This is a genomic window from Paraburkholderia terrae (assembly GCF_002902925.1).
Taxonomy (GTDB): Bacteria; Pseudomonadota; Gammaproteobacteria; order Burkholderiales; family Burkholderiaceae; genus Paraburkholderia; species Paraburkholderia terrae.
Genome location: NZ_CP026112.1, coordinates 2707771 through 2733559, shown reverse-complemented (window position 1 = coordinate 2733559; position 25789 = coordinate 2707771). Strand labels below are relative to the sequence as shown.

The following is a 25789-nucleotide window of genomic DNA, read 5'->3' as shown; positions in this document are numbered from 1 at the left end:
CAACCGGAAGAACGGCGGAAACGCTTAGACGCCGAGCAATTCGACTTCGAACACGAGCGTTGCGTTCGGGGGAATCACGCCGCCCGCGCCGCGCACGCCGTAGCCGAGTTGCGGCGGAATGGTCAGCTTGCGCACGCCGCCGACCTTCATGCCCTGCACGCCTTCGTCCCAGCCCTTGATGACCATGCCGCCGCCCAGCACGAACGCGAACGGGTCGTTGCGGTCCTTGCTCGAATCGAACTTCTGGCCGTCCGTCAGCCAGCCGGTATAGTGAACGCTGACGGTCTGACCGGCCTTCGCTTCAGCGCCCGTGCCTTCCGTCAGGTCTTCGTACTTGAGGCCCGATGCAGTGGTGACAGTAGACATGCAATGCTCCTTGTAATCGTTCGAAACCGCTATTGTAGGCGTGTTGTCCTACCGTCGCGAAGTTCGGCCAAACGGCCATGCCTATAATGTCCAGACTGCAACCATCGGTGAACCGCCAACGAGGATGTCGATCGTGACCACGTCTACTCCGTCTTCTTCCGGCAGCAACGAGGAGACGTCTGCCGTCGCCGAACGAACCGCGCGACGCTGCGCCGAAACGGCACTTTTCATGCGCGATCATGTGCTGTCGCTGGTCTCGCACGACCTGCGCAGCCCGCTGAATGCCATTCATAGCTGGGCCTATGTGCTCGACCGCAAGATCGACACAAACGATGCCACCGCGCAACGCGCGCTCGAAGGTATTCGCAACGGTGTCGAGCAGCAGGTGAAGCTGCTCGAATCGATCGTCGATACAACGCGCGCCGAGACGAAAGCGCTTGTTTTGAAGCGCGCGCCGTTCGCGCTGCGCCCATTGCTCGATGAAACGATCGGCGATGTGCGCGACGCGCTCGCCGTGCGGCGTGGCGTCGCACTCGAACTCAACTCGCCGCTCGCCGCGCAGCGGATGGACGGTGACCGCGAGCGGCTCGCCGCCGCGTTGTGGCTGCTCGTCACATTCGCGGTGGAAGCGAGCGCGAGCGGCGCGACCGTCACGCTCGATGCCGACGTCGATGCGTCGACGTTTCGCGCCACCGTCGCATGGCAAGCAACGCCTGCAGCACTGACTGACGCCGCGCTGCCTCACGTGCTGGAAAACTTCGCGCGCGCGCAAGCGACGCAGCCGCGCGAAGCCAGCCGCATTTCGTGGGTGTTGGGGCTGTGCAAGCGCATCACGGAAGCGCACGACGGCGCGTTCGAACAGGGCGAATGGGCCGACGGCCAGCCGACGACACTCAAGCTGCGTGTGCCGCTCGCCGGCGCATGACGCTCACGCACACGCGCATGGAATCGCGCGCGACCTGGCCGGATGGCCAGTTCACGCGTGCTCAGCGCTTTCACGTGCCTTTCGCACTCTATACTGACGACTTTTGTCGCCGGAGTTCTTCGCTTTGATCCAGTTCGTCGCCCTCATTGGCGCGTTGTTGCTCGTTGCCCTCAACGGTTTCTTTGTTGCTGCGGAATTCGGCCTCGTCAAGCTGCGGCAGACGCGCGTGCAAACGCTCGCGGCGAAGCATGGCTTGCGCGGCAAGCTGCTCGGGAAAGTGCATGGGCGGCTGGATGCGTATCTGTCCGCGTGCCAGCTGGGTATCACGCTCGCGTCGCTGGGGCTTGGCTGGATCGGCGAGCCGGCCTTCGCGGAACTGCTGAATCCTGTGTTCCATCTGCTCGGCATCCAGAACGAGCAGTTGATTCACGGCATCTCGCTGTTCTTCGCGTTCTCGTGTATTTCGTTCCTGCATATCGTGGTCGGCGAACTCGCGCCGAAGTCGCTGGCAATTCGTCAGTCCGAGCACGTCTCGCTGTGGACGGCGATGCCGCTGTATGGCTTCTATTGGGCGATGTACCCCGCCATCTGGGTGCTCAACTCGAGCGCGAACGCGGTGCTGCGCCTCGCCGGTCTGACGGCCGACCACGGCGGCGACACACATTACTCCACAGACGAACTGAAGCTGATTCTGCGAGGCCGCCACGCGAGTGTCGCGAACGAACTCGACGGCTCGAAGGACGCCTATTCGCAGGACGAATGGAACACGATCGCGCATTCGCTCGATTTCTCGCGCATGACCGTGTCCGACCTGATGCGGCCCGCGCATGAACTGGTGAGCCTGCGCCGCGACCTGCCGTGGCGCGAGAACATGCAGATCGTCGCGCGCCATCGTTTCAGCCGCTATCCGTTGCTGGAGGACGCAGCGGGCGAGCGCGTCGCGGGCACTATCCATCTGAAGGATCTGCTGCTGGCACGCCACGCGGGCAGCACGCTCGACGACCTGTCGCACTATGTGCGTCCCGTGCAGTACGTGAAGCCCGAGATGCCCGCGTTGGAACTGTTCCGGCGCTTTCGCAAGGGCGCGCCGCATCTCGCGCTGGTCGGCCGCAAGAACGCGAAGCCGATCGGCTTCCTGACGCTCGACAATCTGCTCGGTGCGCTGGTTGGCCAGATTCACGACGAGTTCCGTCAGGGCGACGCCGACTGGACGCGCATGGACGACGGTACGCTGATGGGCAAGGGCAGCTTGCCCGTGGTGTCGCTGGAGCGCGCGCTCGGTATCGACATCGACGAGGGCAGCGCGGAGTCCGTCGGCGGTCTGGTGATCAACGCACTTGGCGATCTGCCGGAGGAAGGGCAGCGCGTCGATTTCGATCGTTTCGATGTAGTCGTGAAGAGGATGAAGGGGCCGCGTATCGTGCTGGTGCGGGTGTATCCGAAGATGTTTGATGATGAGGGTGGTTGAGGTGCCACACGCCGTCACACCCGCGGCACCCCATCCTCAACAAGCACCGCCACAGGCATCGTCGTCAGCGCATCACGCAGATACAGCAGCCCGGTATCTTCGACCTTCGGCGCGGCGGGACTCACCCAGTCGAACAACGCGCGCCCGAACAGCTCTTCGGGCATCCGCACGGCCGTATCGTCCCACGCAATCGGATCGACGATCGGCAAGTCGCTGCTGTTATCGAGCAACGCCATCGACAGCCGCGTCGAAATCACCACCGCCCAGCAGTTGCCTTGCCGCCGCGCGAACGCAACGACATGCGCGGCGTGCTTGCCCTGTGCCGTGAGCGGCGTATAGCTACCGCTACTCAGCAATTCAGGGATCTGCATGCGTAACGCGAGCATCCGCTGATTGATCGCGAGCTTCACGCGGCCATCGCGCCAGCCAGCGAGGTAATCGGAAGGCGGCGCCTCGGCGAGCATCGCCCGACGCTGCGCGAAATCAACGGGCCGCCGGTTGTCCGGATCGACGAGACTGAAATCCCATAGTTCGGTACCCTGATAAAGATCGGGCACGCCGGGCGACGCGAGCCGCAGCAAGGTTTGCTGCAGACTATTCACGACACCCGCCCGGCCGATGCGCGCAACGAACCCACTCAGTTCGCGCAGGAATCCATCGCGGCGCTGCGGCGCGAGAATATCGAACAGAAACTCACGGCAGCCGTTCTCAAAAGCTTCGTCAGGCGCAAGCCACGTAGTGCGCAGCTTCGCTTCGCGCAGCGCCTTCAATTGCCATTGCGCGACGCGTTCGGCGAGCGCCTTGACGCCCGTTTCGTCGTCAGGTGAAAGACCGGGCGGCCAGCAGCCGACCAGCGTCTGATACAGCATCGCCTCGGCGCCGGGCCCGGGCGCCCAGTCGTCGGCGTTACCATCCAGCGCGCGCCGGTGCGGCGTGTTCAACGTCGTCCATGCGCGCAGCGTCGCAGTCCACTCGTCGGCGATTTCGCTCAGTACGGCGAGGCGCGCGCGCGTGTCTTCGCCGCGCTTGTGGTCGTGGGTCGCCGTCGCTAGCAGCGCATGAGGAAAGCGCCGCGCGCGCTCCTGATTGCCCGCGTGAAACTGCTCGACCGTCAGCGCGAACTCGCCCGGGTCCGCGCCGACTTCGCAACGCGACAGCAAACGTCCGTAGCGATAACACGCGGTATCTTCGATGGCTTTCGCGGCGACGGGCGCCGTCAATTGCGAGAACAGCGTCTGCACGGTACGTCGCGCCGACGCCGTGTGATTGAACGCGCCCGCGCCGCCATTCTGCTGCGGCGCCTGATACGCAGCGTTGCGTCCATTGCCGTTCTCGTCGGCGCCACTGCCGAGCCACGCATCGACGCGCGCGAGCACGCCGTGATCGGCGCGCGACAGCGTCTGCTTCGCGGCATCGAGCGCGATGTCGAAGTAGGCGTTATCAGCAGCGCTGCGCAGGCCGTTTTGCGGATAGATGCGATAGACGGGGAAGTGCGCGGCAAGCTCGTTGGTCACACGGCGGATCGCCGTGTACGTGAAGTCGCGCGTGTTGATGCTGTCGCGCGCCAGCCGATGCAGCGCGCGCGACACGCGGTCCAGTTCCGCGGGCAAATTCTCCGCGAGAATCTTGCGGCGCGCGGGCAGCGCTTCTTCTGCGAAGTTCGCGGAACGGCCGCTCAGTTCAGCCCACGCATCGGCGAGCGGCGCGGCGCCCGCCGGATCGTGCAGCAGCGCGCCGGCGTCGTTCATGAAATCGTAGCCTGTCGTGCCGTCGACGGGCCAGTCGTCGCGCAGCGCTTCGCCGCGTCCGAGAATCTTCTCGACGACGATATACGGCGTCGTGCCCTCGCGCAGTTCCGACAGCCGTTGACGCAGCCGCTGCGTGTACTCGCGCGGTTCCGCGAGCCCGTCGATATGATCGATGCGTACGCCGTCGATCACGCCCTCCGCATAGAGCCGGAAGATCAGCGCATGCACGGCGTCGAACACCTCGGGACGCTCGACGCGCACGGCCGCGAGCGTGCTGATATCGAAGAAGCGCCGCCAGTTCACTTCATCCGATGCAGTGCGCCACCACGCGAGCCGGAAGTGCTGTCGCTCGATGAGCCGGTGCAGACGGTCGCGCGTGACGGGCTCGTTGGGCGAATACGCTTCGAGCACGAACTCGATCGCCGACGCGCCGTTCTGCTGCACGAACTCGCGCAGCGCGTCGCGGCCTTCAACTGCGCGTGGATGGTCGGCGGGTTGTGTCGTGATCGACGTGAAGCGCTCGGCGAGCGCGCTCAGATCCGCGCGATCCGCCGACTGCAAAATGGCCGCGTAATCGATCGGGCAGACGGGGCACGCGTGCTCGCCATAGACGACGTTGAAGCGCCCGTTGTCGGCGTCGAAGCGCAGCGCGATACGGCCCGCGATCAGTTCTTCCCCGTACGCCGCGCCGAGCACGGGCATCAGCACCTTGCCGCGCAGCGCCGGGTCGGGCGAGTGCCAGTCGACATCGAAAAAGCGCGCAAAGGCGCTATGGCGGCCCCATTCGAGAATGTCCTGCCACCACGCGTTGTGCTTGCTCATACCCATGTGATTCGGCACGACGTCGACGATCAGGCCCATGCCGAGTTCATGCAGCTTGTCGGTCAGGCGCCGCAGGCCGTGTTCGCCGCCGCACTCGGCGCTGACCTGGCCGTAGTCGACGGTGTCGTAGCCGTGTGTCGAGCCGGGCGTGGCCGTCGTGATCGGCGAAGCGTACAGATGGCTCACGCCGAGCGCGGCGAAATAGTCGACGTGCGCGAGCGCATCGTCGAACGTGAAGTCGCGATGAAACTGGAGTCGGAGCGTGGCGCGCGGAACAGTCATGGCGTATCGGACAACGAAGAAGCAGGGGTTGAGTCGGTGCGAGCCTGCTGGATGGCGAGCAGGCGGTCGCAAAAGGCGTCGCTGGCGAACAGTTCGTCGACGGGCTGGATCACGCGGCGGCGCCAGTTCGGATGCTCGTCGATCGAGCCGGGTAAGTTCGGCTGATCCACGAGACTGAGCAGGTCTTCGAGCGGAATCGTGACGAGCGGTGACGGCGTAGCGGCGACGAAGGCGAGCGCTTCATCGACGGGCGCTTCACCGGGCGGCGGCGGCTCGACGTCGGGCGCGGCAACCCCGGCTTGCTGGAACGCCTGCCAGAGCGCGGCGCGGTCGTCGTCGCGTTCGGCCTGCGCGAGCGCGACGGGATCACGCCCGTCGGCACGCGGCGCGGTCTGACCGATGCGATTGCGCCACACGATGTCCTCCCCGCGCCACCAGCCGGAGACAGTCGGCAGGTCGTGCGTGGTCGTCGTCCCGACGGCGCCGCTATCCCATTCGGCGGGCGGCGTGAAGCCCTTGCCGTCCCTCGTGCGCTCGAACCACAGCACGCGGATACCCGCCAGGCCGTGCTCGCTGAGCCGCTCGCGAAAGCCCGGCGGCACGGTGCCGAGGTCTTCGCCAATCACGATTGCGCGATGCCGCCACGATTCGAGCGCAATCAGCCGCAGCATGTCTTCGAGCGGATAGCGCAGGTACGCGCCGTTTTTCGCGCTCTCGCCTTCGGGCACGAGCCACAGCCGCCGCAGCCCGAGGATGTGATCGATGCGGATGCCGCCTGCGCAGGCGAACGCGGAGCGCAGCATGTCGATGAACGCGGAGAAGCCCTGATTGCGCATCGCGCGCGGCGAGAAGGTGGTGAGGCCCCACGCCTGGCCCGCCTGGTTGAACAGATCGGGCGGCGCGCCGACGGACACGCCGTGCAGCATGTCGTCGCGATACGACCACGCATGCGAGCCCGCGCTGTCGCAGCCCACGGCGAGATCCGCGATCAGCCCGATCGCCATGCCGGCGTCGCGCGCCGCGTGCTGCGCGTGTGAAAGCCCTTTCGACGCGAGCCACTGCAGAAACAGATGAAACTCGACTTCATGCCGATGCTCGTTCGCGAATGCCTCGACTTCGGGACTGCGCGGGTCCTGCAGCGCATCCGGCCACTTGCGCCAGTACCCTTCGCCACTGTGCAGCAACTGGAACGCATGCAGCGCTTCAAAGCGCGCGTGATCTTCGAGTGCTCGGCCGCCTCGCTCGCAAAAGCCATGAAATTCCAGCGCGCGCGGCGAGTCCTGCGCGCGGTCGTTCGCGCAGAAACGCTCGAACAACACGCGCAGCACCTTGAGCTTGAGCGGCGTCGCCGTCTTCCAGTCGATCAGCGGCAGTGTTTCGAGTTGCGGCCAAACGTCGGCGCCGCCCGCCGCATCGAGCGCGGCCTGTGCGGCCTGCGTGCCGAACACGGCGGCGGGATCGATATGCGTAACGTTCAACCACAGCCGCGACGACGGCGAATACGGACTGAACGAGCCCGGCAACGCACTGAACATCGCGTGTGTCGGACTGACGGCGAGCGCATGCGCGCCGCGTTTCGCGCTTTCGATCGCGAGCGTGGCCAGCGCCGTGTAATCGCCGATGCCGCCGTCGCCGACCCGGCGCAAGCCGTAGATTTGCGCGGCGATCCCCCACAGCGGCGGCGCGTTCGTGTCGTCGCCGTGCATCGCGCGCCACGCGTCGGTGACCGTGTAGCACTGCGAGGGCGCGACGGCGAGCGTCATCCGGTGATCGTTGAGCACGAGCGTGTGATAGCCGGGTTCGTCGATGGGCGACAGCAGCGCCGCTTCGCCCTTCGGCGCCGTGAAGCGGCCATCGATCAGCGAGCCGCTTTCCAGTTCGATCCGGTAGTGGCTGCCCGCCTTGATCGCGGCGGCGGGCAAACCGATACCGCGTCCGCATTCGACCGTCATCAGCGGCGGCAGCTTGCGGCCGGACAGCTCGGCTTCGAGCGCGCCCGCGCTTTGGCGAATCTGCGTGGCGTTGCCGCACGGCAGGCCCATGCGTTCGAGTAGCGCGGCGAGCGTGCTGTCGGGCACGCGCTTCCTGTTGTGATGCGCGTCTTCCCATTCGACTTCGAAGCCTGCGCGTGCGGCGAGGGCGTCGATGGAAATACCGGGGCGTCGGGTTGTGGCCACGCGTGTCACTCCTTAGGTCTGCACGTGCTTGCGCGCGTCGTGGCCGATGGCACATTCGCTGACGTCGCCGGTCATCCAGGCGACGAATGCGTTTGGCGGCAACTCGCCCGCGTCGACGCGATCGCGCACGCGCGGCGGCGTTTCGAAGATCACCTTGCCGGCGGGGCGCTCGCCGAGTGCCACGGCTTCATCGCCGAGATTCAGCACGATCGACAATGTCTCGCCGTCGTCGAGTTTCCAGCGTGCGGTTAGCGCGTTCGCGTCCTGATCGCCGGCTGCCTTGAGGAGCGTTGCACCGAGCGCCTTCGCATGACGCAGGCGCGGCGCGATCAGCTTCGCGCGCACGGCGAGCGCGGATTTGTAGAAGTGCATCCAGTCGAGCGCGTCCTTCGCGTCAGGCGCGTCGCCGTGCCGCTCGGCAGGCGGCGACGACATGGCGAGCGTCTGCGGATCGTTCGGATCGGGAATCAGCGCGCGGCGTTTCTCGTCGGCGAATGCGGAGAAACGCGCGAACTCTTTGCGGCGTCCTTCGCGCACGGCGTTCGCCAGATCGCCGGTGTAATCGGTGAAGAACAGGAACGGCTGTTTCGAGCCATATTCCTCGTCCATGAACAGCAGCGGAATTTGCGGCGACAGCAGCAACAGGCCTGTGGCGGCGCGCAGCGCGTCATCGGAGCACAGCGTGCGCAGACGCTCGCCCATCGCGCGATTGCCGATCTGATCGTGGTTCTGCAAGAACGCCACGAACGAGGTGGGCGGCAAATGACCGCTCGTCTCGCCGCGCGGTTTGCCGTCGTGAATCGGAGAGGGGTCGCCCTGATAGCCGAAGCCGCTGCCGAGTATCCGCGCGAGCCGCTGGATCGGCTGATCCGCGTAAGCGGCGTAGTAGCCTTCGTGTTCGCCCGTCAGCAGCACGTGCAGCGTGTTGTGCGCGTCGTCGTTCCATTGCGCGGTGAAATGCCGGTCGAGCAGGCTCGCCGTATTGCGCTCGTTTTCCAGCACGAGATGCACGTGACGTCCGTGCTGGACATGCGCGCGCACGTGATCGGCGAAACGGCGCAGCCAGTCGTCGTTGTCGATTGCATGTACGGCGTCGAGGCGCAAGCCGTCGAAGCGATATTCGTTGAGCCAGTAGAGCGCGTTGTCGCAGAAGAATTCGCACACTTCGCCGCGTTCGAAGTCGATTGCGGGCCCCCACGGTGTGTGCGTGCCTTCCCGGAAAAACGGCTTCGCATACTGATGCAGATAATTGCCGTCCGGACCGAAGTGGTTGTAGACCACATCGAGAAACACCGCGAGGCCGTGCGCGTGCGCGGCGTCGATCAGCGCTTTCAGGTCGTCGGGACGGCCATACGCGGAGTCGGGCGCATAGGGCAGCACGCCGTCATAGCCCCAGTTGCGCTTGCCCGGAAAATCGTTGAGCGGCATCAGTTCGATTGCGGTGACGCCCAGTTCCGCGATGGCGGGCAGGCGCTTCATCACGCCGCCGTAGCCGTCCAGCGCGCCGACATGCAGTTCGTACAGTACCGTTTCTTCCCACGGCCGGCCGCACCAGCCCGTGTGCTCCCATGTGTAGGCGCGCGGATCGATCACTTCGCTCGGGCCATGCACATCCTGCGGCTGAAAGCGCGATGCGGGGTCGGGAATCAGCAGCGCGCCGTCGAGCTTGTAGCGATACAGCGTGCCCGCGCCGCAGCCGATTTCCGTTTCGAACCAGCCATTGCCCGTCGCGCTCATGTCGTGCGTGCCGGACCCATCGCCGTTTTCGACGACCACCTGTACCTTCGCGCACGACGGCGCCCACAAGCGAAAGCGCGTGCGCTGCCTCGCGCTCGCCGCGCCGAGCAGCTGCGCGCCGAACGGCAGGCAGTGCGCGTGATGATGCGCGTGAGGGTCGATCGGACGTTCATGCATGATTGTCACCATTCGTCGGCATGTTGATACGCACACTCATTGCAGACCTTCCGGCATGGGCTTTCTGTCGATAATCGGGCGCACGCGCCGTCAACCGGACTGCTCCGTGTCGGGCATCGACGTGCCCGGGTCCGGCGGCAATGCCGTCAACAAACGCGGTCCGTACTGCGCGCCCGCGCGCCAGCTTGCTTGCCAGTCCGCGTCGCCCGTGGGCTGCGCCGCGAGCACCACCATGCTGTGCGCGGGCACTTCCAGGTCGGGCGTCGCGAGCGGCGCGGGCGGCGCTTCGGGGTTCGCCGTATCCATCAGCACATGCCATTCCAGGTGCGGCGGCGGAGGCATGAAGCGCAGCGCCGCGCCCGACGCGTTCAACATCATCAACAATACTTCCGTTTCTCCATTCAGGCCTGCGCCCGCGCGCCGCAGCGTGAACGCGCGGCCCTCGGGGTCCTGCCAGGCTTCGATGGTCAGCGCTTCGCCGTGCTCGTCGAACCAGCCGACGTCGTAGAGACCCGGCAGCACTTCACGGTCGCCGAACAGGAAGCGGTTTTCGCGCAGCAGCGGATGCTGTTTTCGCAGCGCGATGATGCGCGCGAAGAACATAGTCATTTTGCGCCCGTGTGGGAGCGCGGCACGTTCCCAATCTATCCAGGAAATTTCGTTATCCTGGCAATACGCGTTGTTGTTGCCGCGCTGGGTGCGACCCATTTCATCGCCGGCGAGCATCATCGGCGTGCCGAGCGCGATGAACAGCGTCGCGATCAGCGAACGCGAGACGCGCTCGCGCGCCTCGGCGATCGCGGGTTCGTCGGTCGGACCTTCGACGCCCCAGTTCGAACTGTAATTTTCGTTATGGCCGTCGTTGTTGTTCTCGCCGTTGATCTCGTTGTGCTTCTGCGAGTACGCGACGAGATCGGACAACGTGAAGCCGTCGTGCGACGTGACGAAGTTGACCGACGCCGTCGGCTTGCGAAAGCGCCGGTTGAACAGATCCGCCGATCCCGTCAGCCGCGCGGCGAGATCGGGCCGCATGCCCGCGTCGCCACGCCAGAAGCGGCGCACGGAATCGCGGAAACGGTCGTTCCATTCGCTGATGCCGGGCGGATGGTTGCCGAGCTGATAGCCGCCGGGGCCGATGTCCCACGGTTCGGAAATCAGCTTGCGCTGCGACAGGATGGGATCTTGCCGTAGCGCGTCGAAGAAACCTGAGCCGGGATCGAAACCGGAATGCTCGCGCCCGAGCGTGACGCCGAGATCGAAACGAAAGCCGTCGATATTGAACGCGGTCGACCAGTAGCGCAGCGAATCCATCACCATTTGGAGCACGCGCGGATGGGGCATGTTGAGCGTGTTGCCGCAGCCGGTGTCGTTGATGTGATGGCGTTCGTCGCCTGGAATGAGGCGGTAATAGCTGGCGTTATCGAGTCCGCGCCACGACACGGTGGGGCCCATCTCATTGCCTTCGCACGTGTGGTTGTAGACGACGTCGAGTATTACCTCGATTCCCGCGGCGTGCAGTTGACGGACGGCGATGCGCATCTCATCGAGCCGGTGCGCGGTCAGATACGACGGTTCTGGCGCGAAGAACGCGGCCGTGTTGTAGCCCCAGTAGTTGCGCAGTCCGCGCTCGACGAGAAAGCGGTCGTTGAGGAATGCGTGGACGGGCAGCAGTTCAACGGCGGTGACGCCGAGCTTCAACAGATGTTCGATGAATTCTGGCGATGCGAGTGCGGCGAACGAGCCGCGTTCGGGCGTGCGGAGGTCTTTGCGTAGCATCGATGCGCCGCGCACGTGGGTTTCGTAGATGACGGTTTCGTTCCACGGGACGTTGGGGCGGGTGTCATGCGACCAGTCGAAGGCTTCGTCGACGACCACGCACTTGGGCATGGCTGGCGCCGAGTCTCTTCTGTCGATGGAGAGGTCCATTCTGTTCGAGTGGACGCGGTAGCTGAACAATGCGTCTGACCATCGGAACTGGCCGATGAGTTTTCGTGCGTAGGGGTCTAGCAGGAGCTTGTGTGGGTTGAAACGGTGTCCATGCTGCGGTTGATATGGGCCGTGGGCCCTGAACGCGTATACCGTGCCTGGATGCGCATGCGGCAGGTAGCCGTGCCATACCTCGTCTGTGCATTCCGGCAGCGTGTAACGCTTTAGTTCTTTTCTGCCTGTCGGCTCGAAGAGGCATAGCTCGATGCGTTGCGCGTTCGCGGAGAAGACGGCGAAGTTCACGCCTAAGCCGTCCCAGGTTGAGCCTAATGGGTACGGGGCACCCGGGAGTAGTCTGTCTGGTAGTACGTGCGGCATGGCAAGTGTTCCCGTTGTTGTTGGTTTTGGTTTTGCTCCTGCGGTCGCATCCGCCTTATGCCTCTGCGGTGGCATCCGCGATGCGTTAGCTGGCATCCGCGCTACGGTGTTTGCCTCTGCGCTGGCATCCGCGCTTTGTTAGCCTGCTTCACGCGTCGCCCCTGTGCGGGGCGGCACCTACTTTTCTTTGCCGCCGCAAAGAAAAGTAGGCAAAAGAAAGCGGCTAACACCGCCAACATTTCTCCCCGCCTGAGGGACCCCAACCGGTCCCTCACTTCAAACGGCAACTTCTCCATTCGCGTTTGTTGCCAGCGCTCTGAATGTGCGCCTCACCCGCTTCATGCACCCGCATTACTGCACACCGTGCCAAATATTCCACGGCCGCCCAGGTGGCAAACTGTGCGTAGGCCGTAGTACTCCACACCCCTCACTTCGGACCGATAGCGCGCGCCTCCATGTAAGAGCGCCGAGCTATACGACGCGACAACCTACACACCGTTTGCCACCTGGGCGGCGCAAACCGTTCGCTGCCGCTGGCACGTGTGCGGGTGTGTGAAGTGGGTGAGGCGTCCATTCAATGCGTTGGCAGCTAACATCAAATCAGGGCGTTGCCGTGTGAAGCGTAAGACCCTTTGGGGGCCCTCAGGCAAACACAAGAACTGGCGGTGTTAGCCGCTTTCTTTTGCCTACTTTTCTTTGCGGCGGCAAAGAAAAGTAGGTGCCGCCCCGCACAGGGGCGACGCGTGAAGCACGCTAACGCATCGCGGATGCCACCGCAGAGTCCAAAACACCAAACCCGCAACCGCAAAAACGCCCCAGCCTCGCAGAGAAAACAAAAAACCAAACCCAACCCCTAATCCGCCCGAAGCACAACAGTCCCCAGCGGCGGCAGCACTAACGAGGCCGACTGTGGCCGCCCATGCGCCGCAACCTCATCTGTATAGATGACACCACCGTTCCCAACATTAGACCCACCATAAACCCCAGCATCGGAATTCACGATCTCAACCCACCGCCCCGCCCGGGGCATCCCAATCCGATACCCATGCCGGGGCACCGGCGTAAAGTTGCAAACCGTAATCAGCTCACGCCCAGCACCATCCATGCGCCGCCAGGCAAAAACCGAATTCGCACTATCGTCACCAATGATCCACTCAAACCCACCCGGCTCGGTATCAAGCCGATGCAACGCCGGCTCCTCGCGATAAAGCCGGTTCAAATCCCGCACAAGCCGCTGCACGCCGTGATGCAACTCATCATCGAGAAGATGCCAATGCGGCGACCCATCGTGATCGAACTCGGCCATCTGCCCAAACTCGCCGCCCATGAACATCAGCTTCTTGCCCGGATGGGCCCACATAAACGCAAAGTACGCACGCAGATTCGCAAACTTCTGCCAGCGGTCGCCCGGCATCTTGCCCAGCAGCGATCCCTTGCCATGCACGACCTCGTCGTGCGAAAGCGGCAACACGAACTTCTCGGAATACGCATACACCATCGCGAACGTCATGTTGTGGTGATGCCATCGACGGTTGATCGGGTCCTCTTCAACGTAGTGCAACGTATCGTGCATCCACCCCATGTTCCACTTGAACTGGAAGCCGAGCCCGCCATCCTCGATGCGCGCCGTCACACCGGGCCACGCCGTCGATTCCTCCGCGATCGTGATCGCGCCATGCACGTCCGGCATATGCTGCACTTCATGATTGAGCCGCTTCAAAAACGCAATCGATTCGAGATTCTCGCGCCCGCCATGCACGTTCGGCACCCACTCGCCCGCCGCGCGCGAATAGTCGCGGTACAGCATCGACGCGACGGCATCCACCCGCAAGCCATCGACGTGATAGCGCTTCAGCCACGCCAGCGCCGATGCGATCAGGAACGCGCTCACCTCGTTGCGGCCGAGGTTGTAGATCATCGTGTTCCAGTCCTGGTGATAGCCTTCGCGCGGGTCCGCATGCTCATACAAAGGCGTGCCGTCGAACTCGATCAGCCCGTGTGCATCGTTCGGGAAGTGCGCAGGCACCCAGTCGAGGATCACGCCGAGCCCCGCCTCGTGCGCGCGGTTGATAAAGCCCGCGAACTGCTCCGGCGTGCCGAAGCGCGCCGACGGCGCGAACTGCGCCAACGGCTGATAACCCCACGATCCACCGAACGGATGCTCGGCAATCGGCATGAACTCGATATGCGTGAAGCCCATTTCCTTCGCATAAGGAATCAGGCGGTCCGCCAGCTCGGACCAGTTCAACCCGCGATGCCCTTCCTCCGCGACGCGCAGCCACGATTCCGCATGCACCTCGTAGATCGAGATCGCCGATTGCGCGGTCTGCTTCGACGCGCGTGTCTGCATCCAGTCGCCGTCCGTCCACGGAAAACGCTCGACGTCGTCGACGTGCGCGACCACGGACCCCGTCGCGGGTGGCCTCTCGGTCTGCATCGCGCAAGGGTCGGCCTTGAGCGGCAACGGATGACCGTCGCGCGTCAGCATCTCGTACTTGTAGCGCGTGCCAGCGCCGATGCGCGGCACGAACAGTTCCCACACGCCGGCCTGATGGCGCAGCCGCATCGGATGTCGGCGGCCGTCCCATGAATTGAAGTCGCCCACCACCGACACGCGCCGCGCATTCGGCGCCCACACGGCAAAGCGCACGCCCGGCACGCCATCCACCGTGTGCGGCCGCGAGCCGAGGCATTCGAGCACCGCGTACGGATCGCCCCACGCGACGCGCTGCAACGGCTCGTCGCCGAGCACCGGGCCGAACGAATACGTGTCCTCGATTTCCTGAACCGACCCATGCCAGTCGATCCGCAAGCGATACGCCACGGCTTCGCTGACGGGACCCGCGAACAGGCCGCCCGGATGCAGTTGCTCCAGTTCGCCGAGCAGCCTGCCGTCGTCGCGCGCGATCACCGACACGCGCGCCGCGTTCGGCAGCATCACGCGCACGACAGGGCCGGCGCTGGTCTCGTGCATGCCGAGTTGCGAGAACGGATCGTGATGGCGCGCATCGACGAGCGCATCCAGATCCACGCGATGCAGACCGGCCGCCTCTAGTTGAACGTTGTGGTGCTCACTCATAATCGCCCTCTGATGCTGCGGGAGGCGCCGAGGCAGCCGCCGGCGAATGCGGCGCGGCGCCCGTGTCGCCGAGCAGGCGGCTCGTCAGCGCGGCGAGGCCGCGCACCGGCAAGCCGAGCCATGTCGGCCGGTTGGCTGCCTCGTAGCGGATTTCATAGGCGGCCTTCTCGATCAGGAACAGATCGAGCAGCGCCTGTTCGTTCTCCGGCGCGACGAGCGGCTGCGATGCAGCCTGCGTCGCGGCGCGGTACTCGGTGAGGAACGCTTCGGCAGCGGCGGCCCGGAAGCGCTCGAACAGCGCGCGCTTGCGGTCGGCCGTCATCTGCGGCGCGGCTTCCATCGTCGATTGCGCGGCGGCGCTCGCATACGACAGCGAACGCAACAGACCCGCGACGTCGCGCAGCGGGCTCGACTTCGCGCGGCGCTCTTCGAGTTCGCGCGCCGGCTCGCCTTCGAAGTCGATCAGGAACGCGTCGCCTTGCGCCACCAGCACCTGGCCCAGATGGAAGTCGCCGTGAATGCGCGTGCGCACCGCATGCGCATCGGGCTTCACGAGCTTCGATACCGCTTCGACCAGCTTGTCCTTGCGATCGAGAATGCTGCGGCCGAGCAGCGCGGCGTCGTCGCCGAGATGATCGACGTTCTTCTCCAGCAGTTCGAGCGCGGTGGCAAGCAGCTTCTGCGTGCCGTCGATCCACGCCTGCACCTGCTGCGCGTCGGCGGGTTCGGGATCGAACGCGGGGTTGTCAGAAGGCGTCGCGAGAGCGACGTGCAGCTCGCCGAGCCGCTTGCCGATGATGCCCATGTACGACGCGTAGCCTTCCGTCGCTTCTTCCTCGTGTACGCGGTCCTGGTTCGCCTGGTTCTCGTTGTTGGCGCCATCGACGGCGAGCGCGAGTTCGTCGATCGAACGGCGCAGCGTGTCGAGCGCCCAGTTCCACGCGTCGCCCTGGTTGTCGACGAAGCCTTGCAGGATACACAGCGTATGCGGCACGTTCTCCGGATCGACGCGCACCACTTCGCCATACAGCGGCGCGGTGTTCGCGTAGCCGAGCTGCGTCAGATAGCGGCTCATTTCCGCTTCGGGATGCATGCCCTTCAGCAAACGCCGCACGAGCTTCAGCACCACCTTGTCGGCGATCACGAGCGAGCTGTTGCTCTGCTCGGCGGCGAGCCAGCGGATTTCCGGCTGGTCGCCCAGGTCGAGTTCGTCGAAACGATCGGTTGGAATGAAATGGATCGTGCTCTTTTGCACGGTCGGCACGCCGGCGCGCTCGCGCAACTTGCGCAGCGTGCCGTACGCGAACTGCGGCAACGCGAACGCATCCGTCAGATGGCCGACGTTGCGCCCGCGGCGCACGCGCGCCAGCGCCAGTTGCATGAAGAGCGGCGTGGTCGTGTCGGCGCCCCACGTGATCGCGAGCGGCAGTACGTAACGCTCGGTGTGGTTGCCGACATCCGCTTCGATTTCCGTGAACGCGAAGCCCGCTTCGGGGATCGTCGTGAGCGCGGCGAGGCGCACGGCATGCATCTTCTGATCCTTCGACGCATACCATCTGCGGCGTCCCAGCCACGACGGCAACACTTCCGATTCGAGCAGCCGCACGTTTTCTGGCGTCGGGCCCGCCTGACCTTCGCGGATCACGATGGTCACGAAGTCGGGCAGTGGTTCGGACGGCGCCTGGCTCCATGTCGGACGGCCGCCGCCTTCGCAAAGAAGGAACCACAGGAAGCCGTACGGCGGGAACGTCAGCAGATACGTCAGTTGCCCGATCGCGGGGAACACCGAATCCGCCGTCATTTCGATGGGCACTGCACCGTTGAATTCGGACAGATCGAGTTCGACCGCCTGCGGCGCGCGCGACAGGTTCGCGACGCACAGAATGGGCGGCTGGCCGGGCAACTCGCGCAGATACGCGAGAATCTTGCGATTGCTCGGCTTCAGGAAGCGGATCGTGCCGCGCCCGAACGTGTGCTTCGAGCGGCGCGTCGCGAGCATGCGCCGCGTCCAGTTGAGCAGCGAGTGCGGATCTCGGCTTTGCGCTTCGACGTTGACGGCATCGAAGCCATACAGCGAGCCCATCACGGGCGGCAGCACCAGTTGTTCGGGATCGGCGCGCGAGAAGCCGCCGTTTCTGTCCGACGACCATTGCATCGGTGTGCGCACGCCGTCGCGGTCGCCGAGGTGAATGTTGTCGCCCATGCCGAGTTCGTCGCCGTAGTAGATGACGGGCGTGCCCGGCATCGATAGCAGCAGCGAATTGATCAGCTCGATGCGGCGGCGGTCGCGTTCCATCAGCGGCGCGAGGCGTCGGCGGATGCCGAGGTTCAAACGCGCGCGCCGGTCGCTCGCATAGGTGTTCCACAAGTAGTCGCGCTCGGAGTCCGTGACCATTTCGAGCGTGAGTTCATCGTGATTGCGCAGGAAGATCGCCCATTGGTTCGTCTCGGGAAGATCCGGCGTCTGCTTCATGATGTCGGTGATCGGGAAGCGGTCTTCGCTCGCAATCGACATGTAAATGCGCGGCATCAACGGGAAGTGGAACGCCATGTGGCATTCGTCTTCGTTGCCGAAGTATTCCTGCACGTCTTCCGGCCACTGGTTCGCTTCGGCGAGCAGCATCCGGTTCGGATATTCGGCGTCGATGGTCGCGCGAATCTTCTTCAGGACCGCGTGCGTTTCGGGCAGGTTCTCGTTGTTCGTGCCTTCGCGCTCGACGAGATACGGCACGGCATCCAGCCGCAACCCGTCGATGCCGAGATCCAGCCAGAAGCGCATCACCTGCAGCACTTCGCGCAGCACAGCGGGGTTGTCGAAGTTCAGGTCGGGCTGGTGCGCATAGAAGCGATGCCAGTAGTACTGGCCCGCGACGGGGTCATGCGTCCAGTTCGACGGTTCGGTGTCGATGAAGATGATGCGTGTCTTCTCGTACTTCTTGTCCGTGTCGGACCACACGTAGTAGTTGCGATGGTTCGAGCCGGGCTTCGCGCGGCGCGCGCGCTGGAACCACGGGTGCTGGTCCGACGTGTGGTTGATGACAAGCTCGGTGATCACGTGCAAGCCGCGCGCGTGCGCTTCCTGAATGAAGCGCTTGACGTCGCCGATCGTGCCGTAGTCCGGGTGTACGCTCTTGTAATCGGCGATGTCATATCCGTCGTCGCGGCGCGGCGACGGATAGAACGGCAATAGCCAGATCGCGCTGACGCCGAGCTCCGCGATGTAGTCGAGCTTCGCGATCAGGCCGGGGAAATCGCCGACGCCGTCGTTGTTCGCATCGAAGAACGACTTGATGTGTACCTGATAGATGATCGCGTCCTTGTACCAGAGCGGATCGTCTGCGAGCGTCGACACCTTGGCGCGGCGCGACGGGCGCGGCTTCTCTGGAGCGGCCTCGGCTGTCGTGTCGGTGAAATGCTGCGACGTGCTTTCGGCGGAATCGTCACGTTTCATATCGCACCTTCATTGAATGTCGTGTCGGGGGCGGCCCGATGCGTGTCGCTTTCATCGGGAACAGCGTCGCGCGGCAGGCCGGTCGCGGGCGCGATGCGCCAGATCGCGAACGGCCGCGTGCCGGGGTCGAGCCGCACGTGTTGCCATCTGCCATGCCATTGAAACCGTTCGCCCGTCATCTGATCGATCACGTCGATGGCGCCTTGATCGTGCAGGCCCCAGCCGTTGAACGTGCTCCACGACAACTCGATATCCGCGCCCTGCTCGTTATACGGATCGAGATTGATCGCGACGATGATCACGTTGTCGCGCGCCGGCGTGGCCTTTTCGAAGAACAGGATGCTCTCGTTGTGCGCGGGCAGGAACGTGAGATTCAGATGCGAGTGCAGCGCCGGGTTCGTGCGGCGAATGCGGTTCAGTTCCGTGATCTCGCGCACGATGTTGCCGGGTCGGTTCCAGTCCCATGCGCGGATCTGATACTTCTCCGAATCCAGATACTCTTCGCTGTTGGGCAGCGCGGCGGCTTCGCACAGCTCGAAGCCGCTATACACGCCCCACAGTCCCGACAGCATCGTCGCGAGCGCGGCGCGAATCAGGAAGCCGGGACGCCCTTGCGACTGCAGATGACGCGGGTTGATGTCCGGCGTGTTGACGAAGAAGTTCGGCCGGAAGAATTCGCGCAGATCGGTTTGCGTCAGTTGCGTCAGATACTCGGTGAAATCGCGCTTCGATTCGCGCCATGTGAAGTACGTGTACGACTGCGAGAAGCCCAGCTTCGCGAGCCGCGCCATCACGCGCGGACGCGTGAACGCTTCCGCGAGGAAGATCACGTCGGGATGCCGCACGCGCACGTCGTTGATCATCCATTCCCAGAACGGGAAAGGTTTCGTGTGCGGATTGTCGACGCGGAAGATGCGCACGCCCGCATCGATCCAGAACAGGATCACGTCGCGCAGCGAAAGCCATAAATCGGGCTTCGCGTCGTGCGCGTAGAAGTCCGGATTCACGATGTCCTGATACTTCTTCGGCGGGTTCTCGGCATAACGCAGCGTGCCGTCGGGACGCCACGCGAACCATGTGGGGTGCTGTTTTAGCCACGGGTGATCGGGCGAGCATTGAATCGCGAAGTCGAGCGCGATTTCCAGGCCGTGATCGTGCGCGGCGGCGAGCATGCGCTTGAAGTCGTCGAGCGTGCCGAGCTGCGGATGCACGGCATCGTGACCGCCCGCTTCACCGCCGATCGCATACGGGCTGCCCACGTCGTCCGGGCCCGGCGTCAGCGTGTTGTTGCGTCCCTTGCGGTTGGCGATGCCGATGGGGTGAATGGGCGGGAAGTACAGCACGTCGAAGCCCATGTCGCGGATGCGCGGCAGTTTGGCCGTAACGTCGTCGAAGTTGCCGTGCCGATGTTCGTCGTCGCTCATCGAGCGCGGGAAGATCTCGTACCAGCTGCCAAAGCGCGCGCCCGCGCGTTCGGCGTCGATGCGATACACGACGTGGTCGCGCGACAGCCCAGGCCGGTGGCGCGCGGCGGCGAACGCTTCAGCCGTCGTGGGCGCCAGCACGATCGCGAGGCGTTCACCCGTGTCCGCTTTCATGAATTCCTTGACGATCGCTTCGAGTTGCTGCGGTTGCGAGCCGTCGGTAGTTTCCGTTTCGGCCAGCGCGAGCGCGAACAGATGCTTCGCCTCTTCGACTTCGAGTTCGACTGACTGATCCGCCTTCAGCTTCTTCTGGATGTGATCGACGAGCGACGCGAAATCGTCGCGCCACGCAATCACCGTGTACTCGTGACGCCCGATGCGTTCGAGCGGAATGCGCGCTTCCCAGATGTCGTTGCCGGCGGGCTGAGCGGGCGTCATCGGCGCTTCGTGCCAGGCGGTTTCGTCGGCGGCGCGCCAGATCACGGCGGCGGCGATCTTGTCGTGACCTTCGGCGAACACGGCTGCCGTAATGTGTACGCGTTCGCCGACGATGCGCTTGGCGGGGAAGCGTCCGTGATCGACGGCGGGCGACACGCTCTCGATCGCGACACGCGAGCCCGCGATCGCATCGAGCACGCTCTTGTGTCCCGAGGTCTTGGTGCTCTTTTTGTCGATGGGCGGCGCGAGCACGATCGGCTTCTCGGCGACCGCGCGGAACAGGCGGCACGCACCCGGCGCCAGCGTGAAGGCGGCGAGCGGTTGCGGCGCGCCGCGCGAATCGGTGCCGAGTGGCACGAAGCGCGTGAAGTCGCCCGGCACGCCGTCGAGAAAACGCGCGGGATCGACGCGTACGGGCGTGCCCAGCTCCGGGTTGATCGCGACCATCACGGCTTCGCCCGCGTCGCGCAAATCGCGCTGATCGCCGCGCAACAGGATCGCGGCGTGCGTGTCCGGGCCGGACAGCGAGCGCAGCTCGCCATTGGTTTGCAGCGACCAGGTGTCGCGTGCAATTGCATTCGCGTGCCGCACGCGCTCGGAGAGATCGAAGCGCGCCGCGCCGCGCAGGCTCGCGTAGTGGGCGGCGTCGCCGAGCGTATGCGAGATCGGTTCGGCGATGCCGTATTCGAAGCCCATCGGCATCATCCAGCCGGTGCCCGTCGAAACGGCCGTCAGCAACGCGCGGCGATACGCGCGTTCGACGATCGCGGAATCATGCACATGTTCGAGGTCCGCCGCGAGCCGCGTGCCGTACGGCGCTTCGGGAAATGCGACGGGCGAAGCGATACGCGTCAGCAGCGCATGCTCGTCGAGCATCCACGGCGCGCGGAAGTCCCACCAGCGCGACGACGAGAACACCGCGTCGAAGCCCACGCCTTCGAGCGCGGCGACGTCCGAGCGCACGAGGCCGGGCGTCGCGGCGAGAAAGCGTGAGGACGGATGGCGCGACGCGCGCACGGCACCGAGCAGCCGCCGCCATGCGAAGGCGGGCACCCGGTGCGGCGAATCGAAACGGAACCCGCCGATGTCCGCATCCGCGAGCGCATCGAGCGTCTGCGCCCACCAGTCGAGCAGCGGCGCGGCCGCGTGCTCGTCGTTGAAGTTCGCATACGCGACGTTGTCTTCGTGACGCGCGTGGCGCGGATCGAGCCGCGCCTCTTCCGGCTCGAACGGATGAAACCAGTCGCGATGCTCGCGGAACAGATTGCCGTCGGCCGCAGCGCGGTCGATCACGAGATCGACGAGCAGCGTCAGGCCATGCTGGCTCGCCGTCTCGGCCAGACGCTGCAGCACGTCGTGCGCGCTCTCGGTGCTAGCGAGCGCGGGATGCAGCCGCGCATGGTCGCTGACGATCTGCGCGTGGCCGGCCTGTCCCGGCTGGAACAGCCCGCCGATCAGTACATGATCGAAACCGAGCGCAGCGGCATGCTCGAACTGCGCGGGCCACGCATCCAGCCGTCCGACAAGGGGAGAATGAACGAAGTAAATCCGCGGCGCATAGGCGTGAGGAGCTTCCATCGGTCGTTTCCAGATTTCGTCCTGCTGTGCGGCGTGGATGCACATTCGTGCGATCACGACCGCCTATTAGGCTTCAGAGCCGGATGCCGCGCGATGCGTCCTGCGACGGCGCGTACTGCTCAATGTAGTGCATTCATTGATCGACAGGCGGCGCGTCAGTTCAAAGAGTCTGCGACGGCGCTGCATGTCGTCTGTCCGGATTCAATCAACAGGCGGTGAAGGAGCAAGCGGTATGCCAGAAAGCGATACAGCAAGGTCAGGACTGAAACGGCGAGATGCGTGCAAGGACGGCTGGTGCAGCCTGGTACGGCACGAAGAAAAAGATGCGGGCGCGGCGTCGTTCATACGAATGACGCCGCGAAACCAAGGGAAGACGTGTAATTAGGGCGAGTCGTCCGGCGGCCGTTACATGCCATGTTGCCATAGCCGGGGGCGCGCGGCTGAGAAAGGACTTCGAGCGCGCCTGGTTTTGCCGGCGCGGCTCGCTATGACCCGAGCAAACCCGCCGCCATGTTGATGCACAGCCCGAGCACGGCCAGGTTGAAATAGAACGACAGCACCGACTGCGCGAGCGCCGCGCGGCGTATCTCGCGTGAGCGCAGCACGACGTCCGATGTCTGCGAGGCGACGGCGATCGTGAACGAGAAATACAGGAAGTCCCAATAGTTCGGATCGAGCTTGTGGTCGGGAAACTTCAGCGCGGTTTCCTGCATGTCGGTTGCGAAGTACAGGCGCGCGTAGTGCAGCGTGAAGATGGTCGGGATCAGGAACCACGCGCCGATCAGCGTGACGCCCGTCACGATGTAGTGCGACACACCCGTGCTGCCCTTCGACGACGCCAGCTCCAGCACGATGGCGGCAACGCTCGCGACCGTCGCGAGGCAAACGATGGCGAGCACGACGCCCGCGTTCTCGTCTTCGCGCCGCGCAATGTCGCGCACGCGATCGTGATCGGCGCGTGCCATCTCCAGCCACATCAGCGCGAGATAGGTCCACACGGCGACATCCCACGAGACGAGCACGCGGATCATCGGGCGCATGTGCGCGCTGGCGAGCAGCGCGCCGACCACCACGCCGAGCACGAAGCCCGTGACCATGCGCGGCCGGTTGCGCAATACCTGCGGATAGACAGTCATGGGCGCGCGCTCCTGGCAGCGTGATGTGACATGGGTATGTCTCGATGCATGTTCGAAAGTCGTGGTGAAGGTTGCGGCGATTCTACCGGGGGCATGCTGGATGATTTGTCGAAACGGGTGCCGGGACGTTATAGTTTTCTCGCAGTTTTGCTCAGTGGCCTTGCATGCGGCTTTCACCCGTGGCTTCGTTCTCGCGCGCAGCGAACGGCGAGCATGCAAGGGCGGCAGGGATTTCCTGCCGCGCCCGGACATCAGAGACCGCGAGACAGCGGCGCAAGACCAGTTTTGGGGCGGACGCCCGGCGTGCGAGCATGGTTCGGCCAACAGCCGGACGCGGCGCGCGCCAGGCGAATACACACATCATCTGGAGCCCCCATGACAGATGTTGATCGACACGCTGCGCGCTCGCCGCGCCGCCGTGCGTGGCTGCTCGGTGCGTTCGCTTCGGCTGCCGGGCTCGCGTTTGCGTCGGCGGCGCGCTATGGCACATCGGGCGCAGCGCCCGGCATCGTAGGCATTTCGCCCGCCTTCGCCGACACGCCGCCGCCCGCAGGCGGCGGTTTCGACGCATTCATTGCGCTCTCCAGCAAGCTCACAGGACACACCAGCTTCGACCCGCTGCACGGCAAACGCGCGTATGACGCGTTGTCCAGAGCGGACGGCCAGTTCACGCAGAACGTCGCCGCGCTCAACGCCTGGCTGCAGACGCATGGCGGCGTGCCTTCGGACGTCGTCACGCAGGCCTTGCAGGTCGACCAGCCGCAGCTCGCGAAGACCGTCAGCGCGATCACGCGCGCGTGGTATCTCGGCCTCGTCGGCGAGATGCCGAACGTGCAGGTCATCGCGTTCGAACGCGCGCTGATGTTCGAACCCGTCAAAGACATCCTGACGATCCCGTCGTACTGTCGCGACGTGCCCTTTTACTGGACACACAAGCCGGCGAATGCGTAAGCCGCTGCGCGTGGCATCGCGCGTGCGCTCTCACTGCGTTCCCGCGTGGAGCTTGCGAAAGAACAAACAAGCAGACAAAAGCCAGCAGACAAATAAGAGGGCACCGAAGAGGCAAGCATGGCAAACGCAAATTCCGCCGACGTCGTCGTAGTCGGCTCGGGCGTCGCGGGCAGTCTCGTCGCGCATCAGATGGCGCTCGCGGGTGCGTCGGTGATCCTGCTCGAAGCCGGGCCGCGTCTGCAGCGCGGGCAGATCGTCGAGAACTTTCGCAATTCGCCTGCGAAATCGGACTTCGCGACGCCGTATCCGTCGACGCCTTACGCGCCGCATCCGCAGTACTCGCCCGCCAACCACTATCTGATCCAGAAGGGCGACTATCCGTATGACTCGCAGTATGTGCGGCTCGTCGGCGGCACCACCTGGCATTGGGCGGCTGCGACATGGCGTCTGCTGCCGTCGGACTTTCAACTGAAGAAGCTGTACGGCGTGGGCCGCGACTGGCCTTATCCGTATGAGACGCTCGAACCGTGGTACTACGCGGCCGAAGTGCAACTGGGCGTGTCCGGCCCCGATACATCCGTCGATCTCGGCTCGCCGCGCTCGAAGCCATATCCGATGACCGCGCTGCCGCTGTCGTACATGGACCAGCGTTTCTCCGTCGTACTCAACGCGAACGGCTTCAAGGTCGTGCCCGAGCCCGTCGCTCGCAACAGCCGTCCGTACGACGCGCGCCCCACCTGCTGCGGCAACAACAACTGCATGCCGATCTGTCCGATCGGCGCGATGTACAACGGCATCGTGCATGCCGACAAGGCCGAGCGCGCGGGCGCGAAGCTGATTGCGCAGGCCGTCGTCTACCGTGTCGAGGCGGACAACAAAGGGCTCATCACGGCCGTCCACTACAAGGACCCGAACGGCAACAGCACGCGCGTGACAGGCAAGCTGTTCGTGCTCGCAGCAAACGGTATCGAGACGCCCAAGCTGATGCTGATGTCGACGTCCGACGCATTCCCGCACGGCATCGGCAATAGCTCCGATCAGGTCGGACGTAACCTGATGGACCATCCCGGCACGGGCGTCACGTTTCTCGCGAATGAATCGTTGTGGCCGGGGCGCGGGCCGATGGAGATGACGTCGGTGGTGAACTTCCGCGACGGCGCGTTCCGCTCGGAGTACGCGGCGAAGAAGCTGCACGTGTCGAACGGCGTGCCGACCATGGCGATTACATCGGCGCTCCTCAAAGGCGGGATGACGGGCGCAGAACTGGACCGGCAGATTCGCGACCGCGCCGCGCGCATGGTGACCATCAACAGCTTTCACGAGCATCTGCCCGAGCCGCAGAACCGCATCGTCCCTTCCGCCGATCACAAGGACGCGCTCGGTATTGCGCAGCCCGAGATCTACTACTCGATCAACGATTACGTGAAGAAAAGCGCCGCGCACACGCATGAACTCTATGCGCAGATCGCCGGGCTGTTCGGCGGCACCGAGGTTTCGTTCGACGATACCTTCGCGCCGAACAATCACATCATGGGCACGACCATCATGGGCACCGACGCGGCCAGTTCCGTCGTCGACGCCGACTGCCGCACGCACGATCACCCGAATCTGTTCATTGCGAGCAGCGGCGTGATGCCGGGCGCGGCGTCGGTGAACTGTACGCTGACGATCGCGGCGCTGTCGCTGAAGCTTGCCGACAAGCTCAAGCGCGAAATCTGAGGGTCAT

General features: G+C 64.6%; 13 protein-coding genes. 4 read left to right on the top strand and 9 right to left on the bottom strand.

Features of this window, described 5'->3' with window-relative positions:
• Nucleotides 1-24: 24 nt before the first annotated feature.
• Nucleotides 25-366, bottom strand: a complete 342-nt coding sequence (locus C2L65_RS28560) for an FKBP-type peptidyl-prolyl cis-trans isomerase (RefSeq protein ID WP_042315449.1) — start codon at nt 364-366, stop codon at nt 25-27.
• A gap of 124 nt (nt 367-490) precedes the next feature.
• On the opposite strand from C2L65_RS28560, the gene C2L65_RS28555 reads away from it, so the two are divergent.
• The gene (locus C2L65_RS28555; RefSeq protein WP_042315451.1) at nt 491-1291 is read left to right on the top strand and encodes a sensor histidine kinase; all 801 of its coding nucleotides are present in this window, start codon (nt 491-493) and stop codon (nt 1289-1291) included.
• Nucleotides 1292-1415: 124 nt separating this feature from the next.
• Nucleotides 1416-2759 (top strand): hemolysin family protein, encoded by a 1344-nt coding sequence (locus tag C2L65_RS28550; protein ID WP_042315454.1) that lies wholly within the window; start codon nt 1416-1418, stop codon nt 2757-2759.
• A 14-nt stretch (nt 2760-2773) separates the two neighbouring features.
• On the opposite strand, the gene treY is transcribed toward C2L65_RS28550, so the two are convergent.
• From treY to C2L65_RS28505, 8 genes are all read right to left on the bottom strand, one after another.
• Nucleotides 2774-5611, bottom strand: coding sequence for a malto-oligosyltrehalose synthase (gene treY / locus C2L65_RS28545; RefSeq protein WP_042315452.1), 2838 nt, complete (start codon nt 5609-5611; stop codon nt 2774-2776).
• Nucleotides 5608-7788 carry a 4-alpha-glucanotransferase gene (gene malQ / locus C2L65_RS28540; protein WP_042315455.1) on the bottom strand — a complete coding sequence of 727 codons (2181 nt, stop codon included), beginning with the start codon at nt 7786-7788 and terminating at the stop codon, nt 5608-5610. Before malQ ends, treY begins: the two co-directional genes overlap by 4 nt.
• 12 nt (nt 7789-7800) lie before the next feature.
• Nucleotides 7801-9702 carry a malto-oligosyltrehalose trehalohydrolase gene (gene treZ, locus C2L65_RS28535; protein ID WP_042315456.1) on the bottom strand — a complete coding sequence of 634 codons (1902 nt, stop codon included), beginning with the start codon at nt 9700-9702 and terminating at the stop codon, nt 7801-7803.
• Between the two features lie 90 nt (nt 9703-9792).
• Entirely contained in the window at nt 9793-12006 is a 2214-nt protein-coding gene (glgX, locus tag C2L65_RS28530) for a glycogen debranching protein GlgX (RefSeq protein ID WP_042315453.1), read from the bottom strand.
• An 853-nt stretch (nt 12007-12859) separates the two neighbouring features.
• A complete protein-coding gene (gene glgB / locus C2L65_RS28520) occupies nt 12860-15085 on the bottom strand; it encodes a 1,4-alpha-glucan branching protein GlgB (protein WP_042315625.1) in 2226 nt (741 codons plus the stop codon).
• The gene (treS, locus tag C2L65_RS28515) at nt 15078-18536 is read right to left on the bottom strand and encodes a maltose alpha-D-glucosyltransferase (RefSeq protein ID WP_042315624.1); all 3459 of its coding nucleotides are present in this window, start codon (nt 18534-18536) and stop codon (nt 15078-15080) included. The genes glgB and treS overlap by 8 nt, the downstream gene beginning before the upstream one ends.
• The gene (locus C2L65_RS28510) at nt 18533-21976 is read right to left on the bottom strand and encodes a maltotransferase domain-containing protein (protein ID WP_063769801.1); all 3444 of its coding nucleotides are present in this window, start codon (nt 21974-21976) and stop codon (nt 18533-18535) included. The genes treS and C2L65_RS28510 overlap by 4 nt, the downstream gene beginning before the upstream one ends.
• A 485-nt stretch (nt 21977-22461) precedes the next feature.
• Nucleotides 22462-23112 (bottom strand): DUF1345 domain-containing protein, encoded by a 651-nt coding sequence (locus C2L65_RS28505; RefSeq protein ID WP_042315623.1) that lies wholly within the window; start codon nt 23110-23112, stop codon nt 22462-22464.
• 375 nt (nt 23113-23487) lie between these two features.
• Between C2L65_RS28505 and C2L65_RS28500 the strand changes: the two genes are divergently transcribed.
• Complete coding sequence (locus C2L65_RS28500) at nt 23488-24063, top strand: sugar dehydrogenase complex small subunit (protein ID WP_042315622.1); 576 nt, start codon at nt 23488-23490, stop codon at nt 24061-24063.
• Nucleotides 24064-24180: 117 nt separating this feature from the next.
• On the top strand, nt 24181-25782 hold the full coding sequence (locus C2L65_RS28495) for a GMC family oxidoreductase (RefSeq protein WP_042315620.1): 1602 nt from the start codon (nt 24181-24183) through the stop codon (nt 25780-25782).
• Nucleotides 25783-25789: the final 7 nt, after the last annotated feature.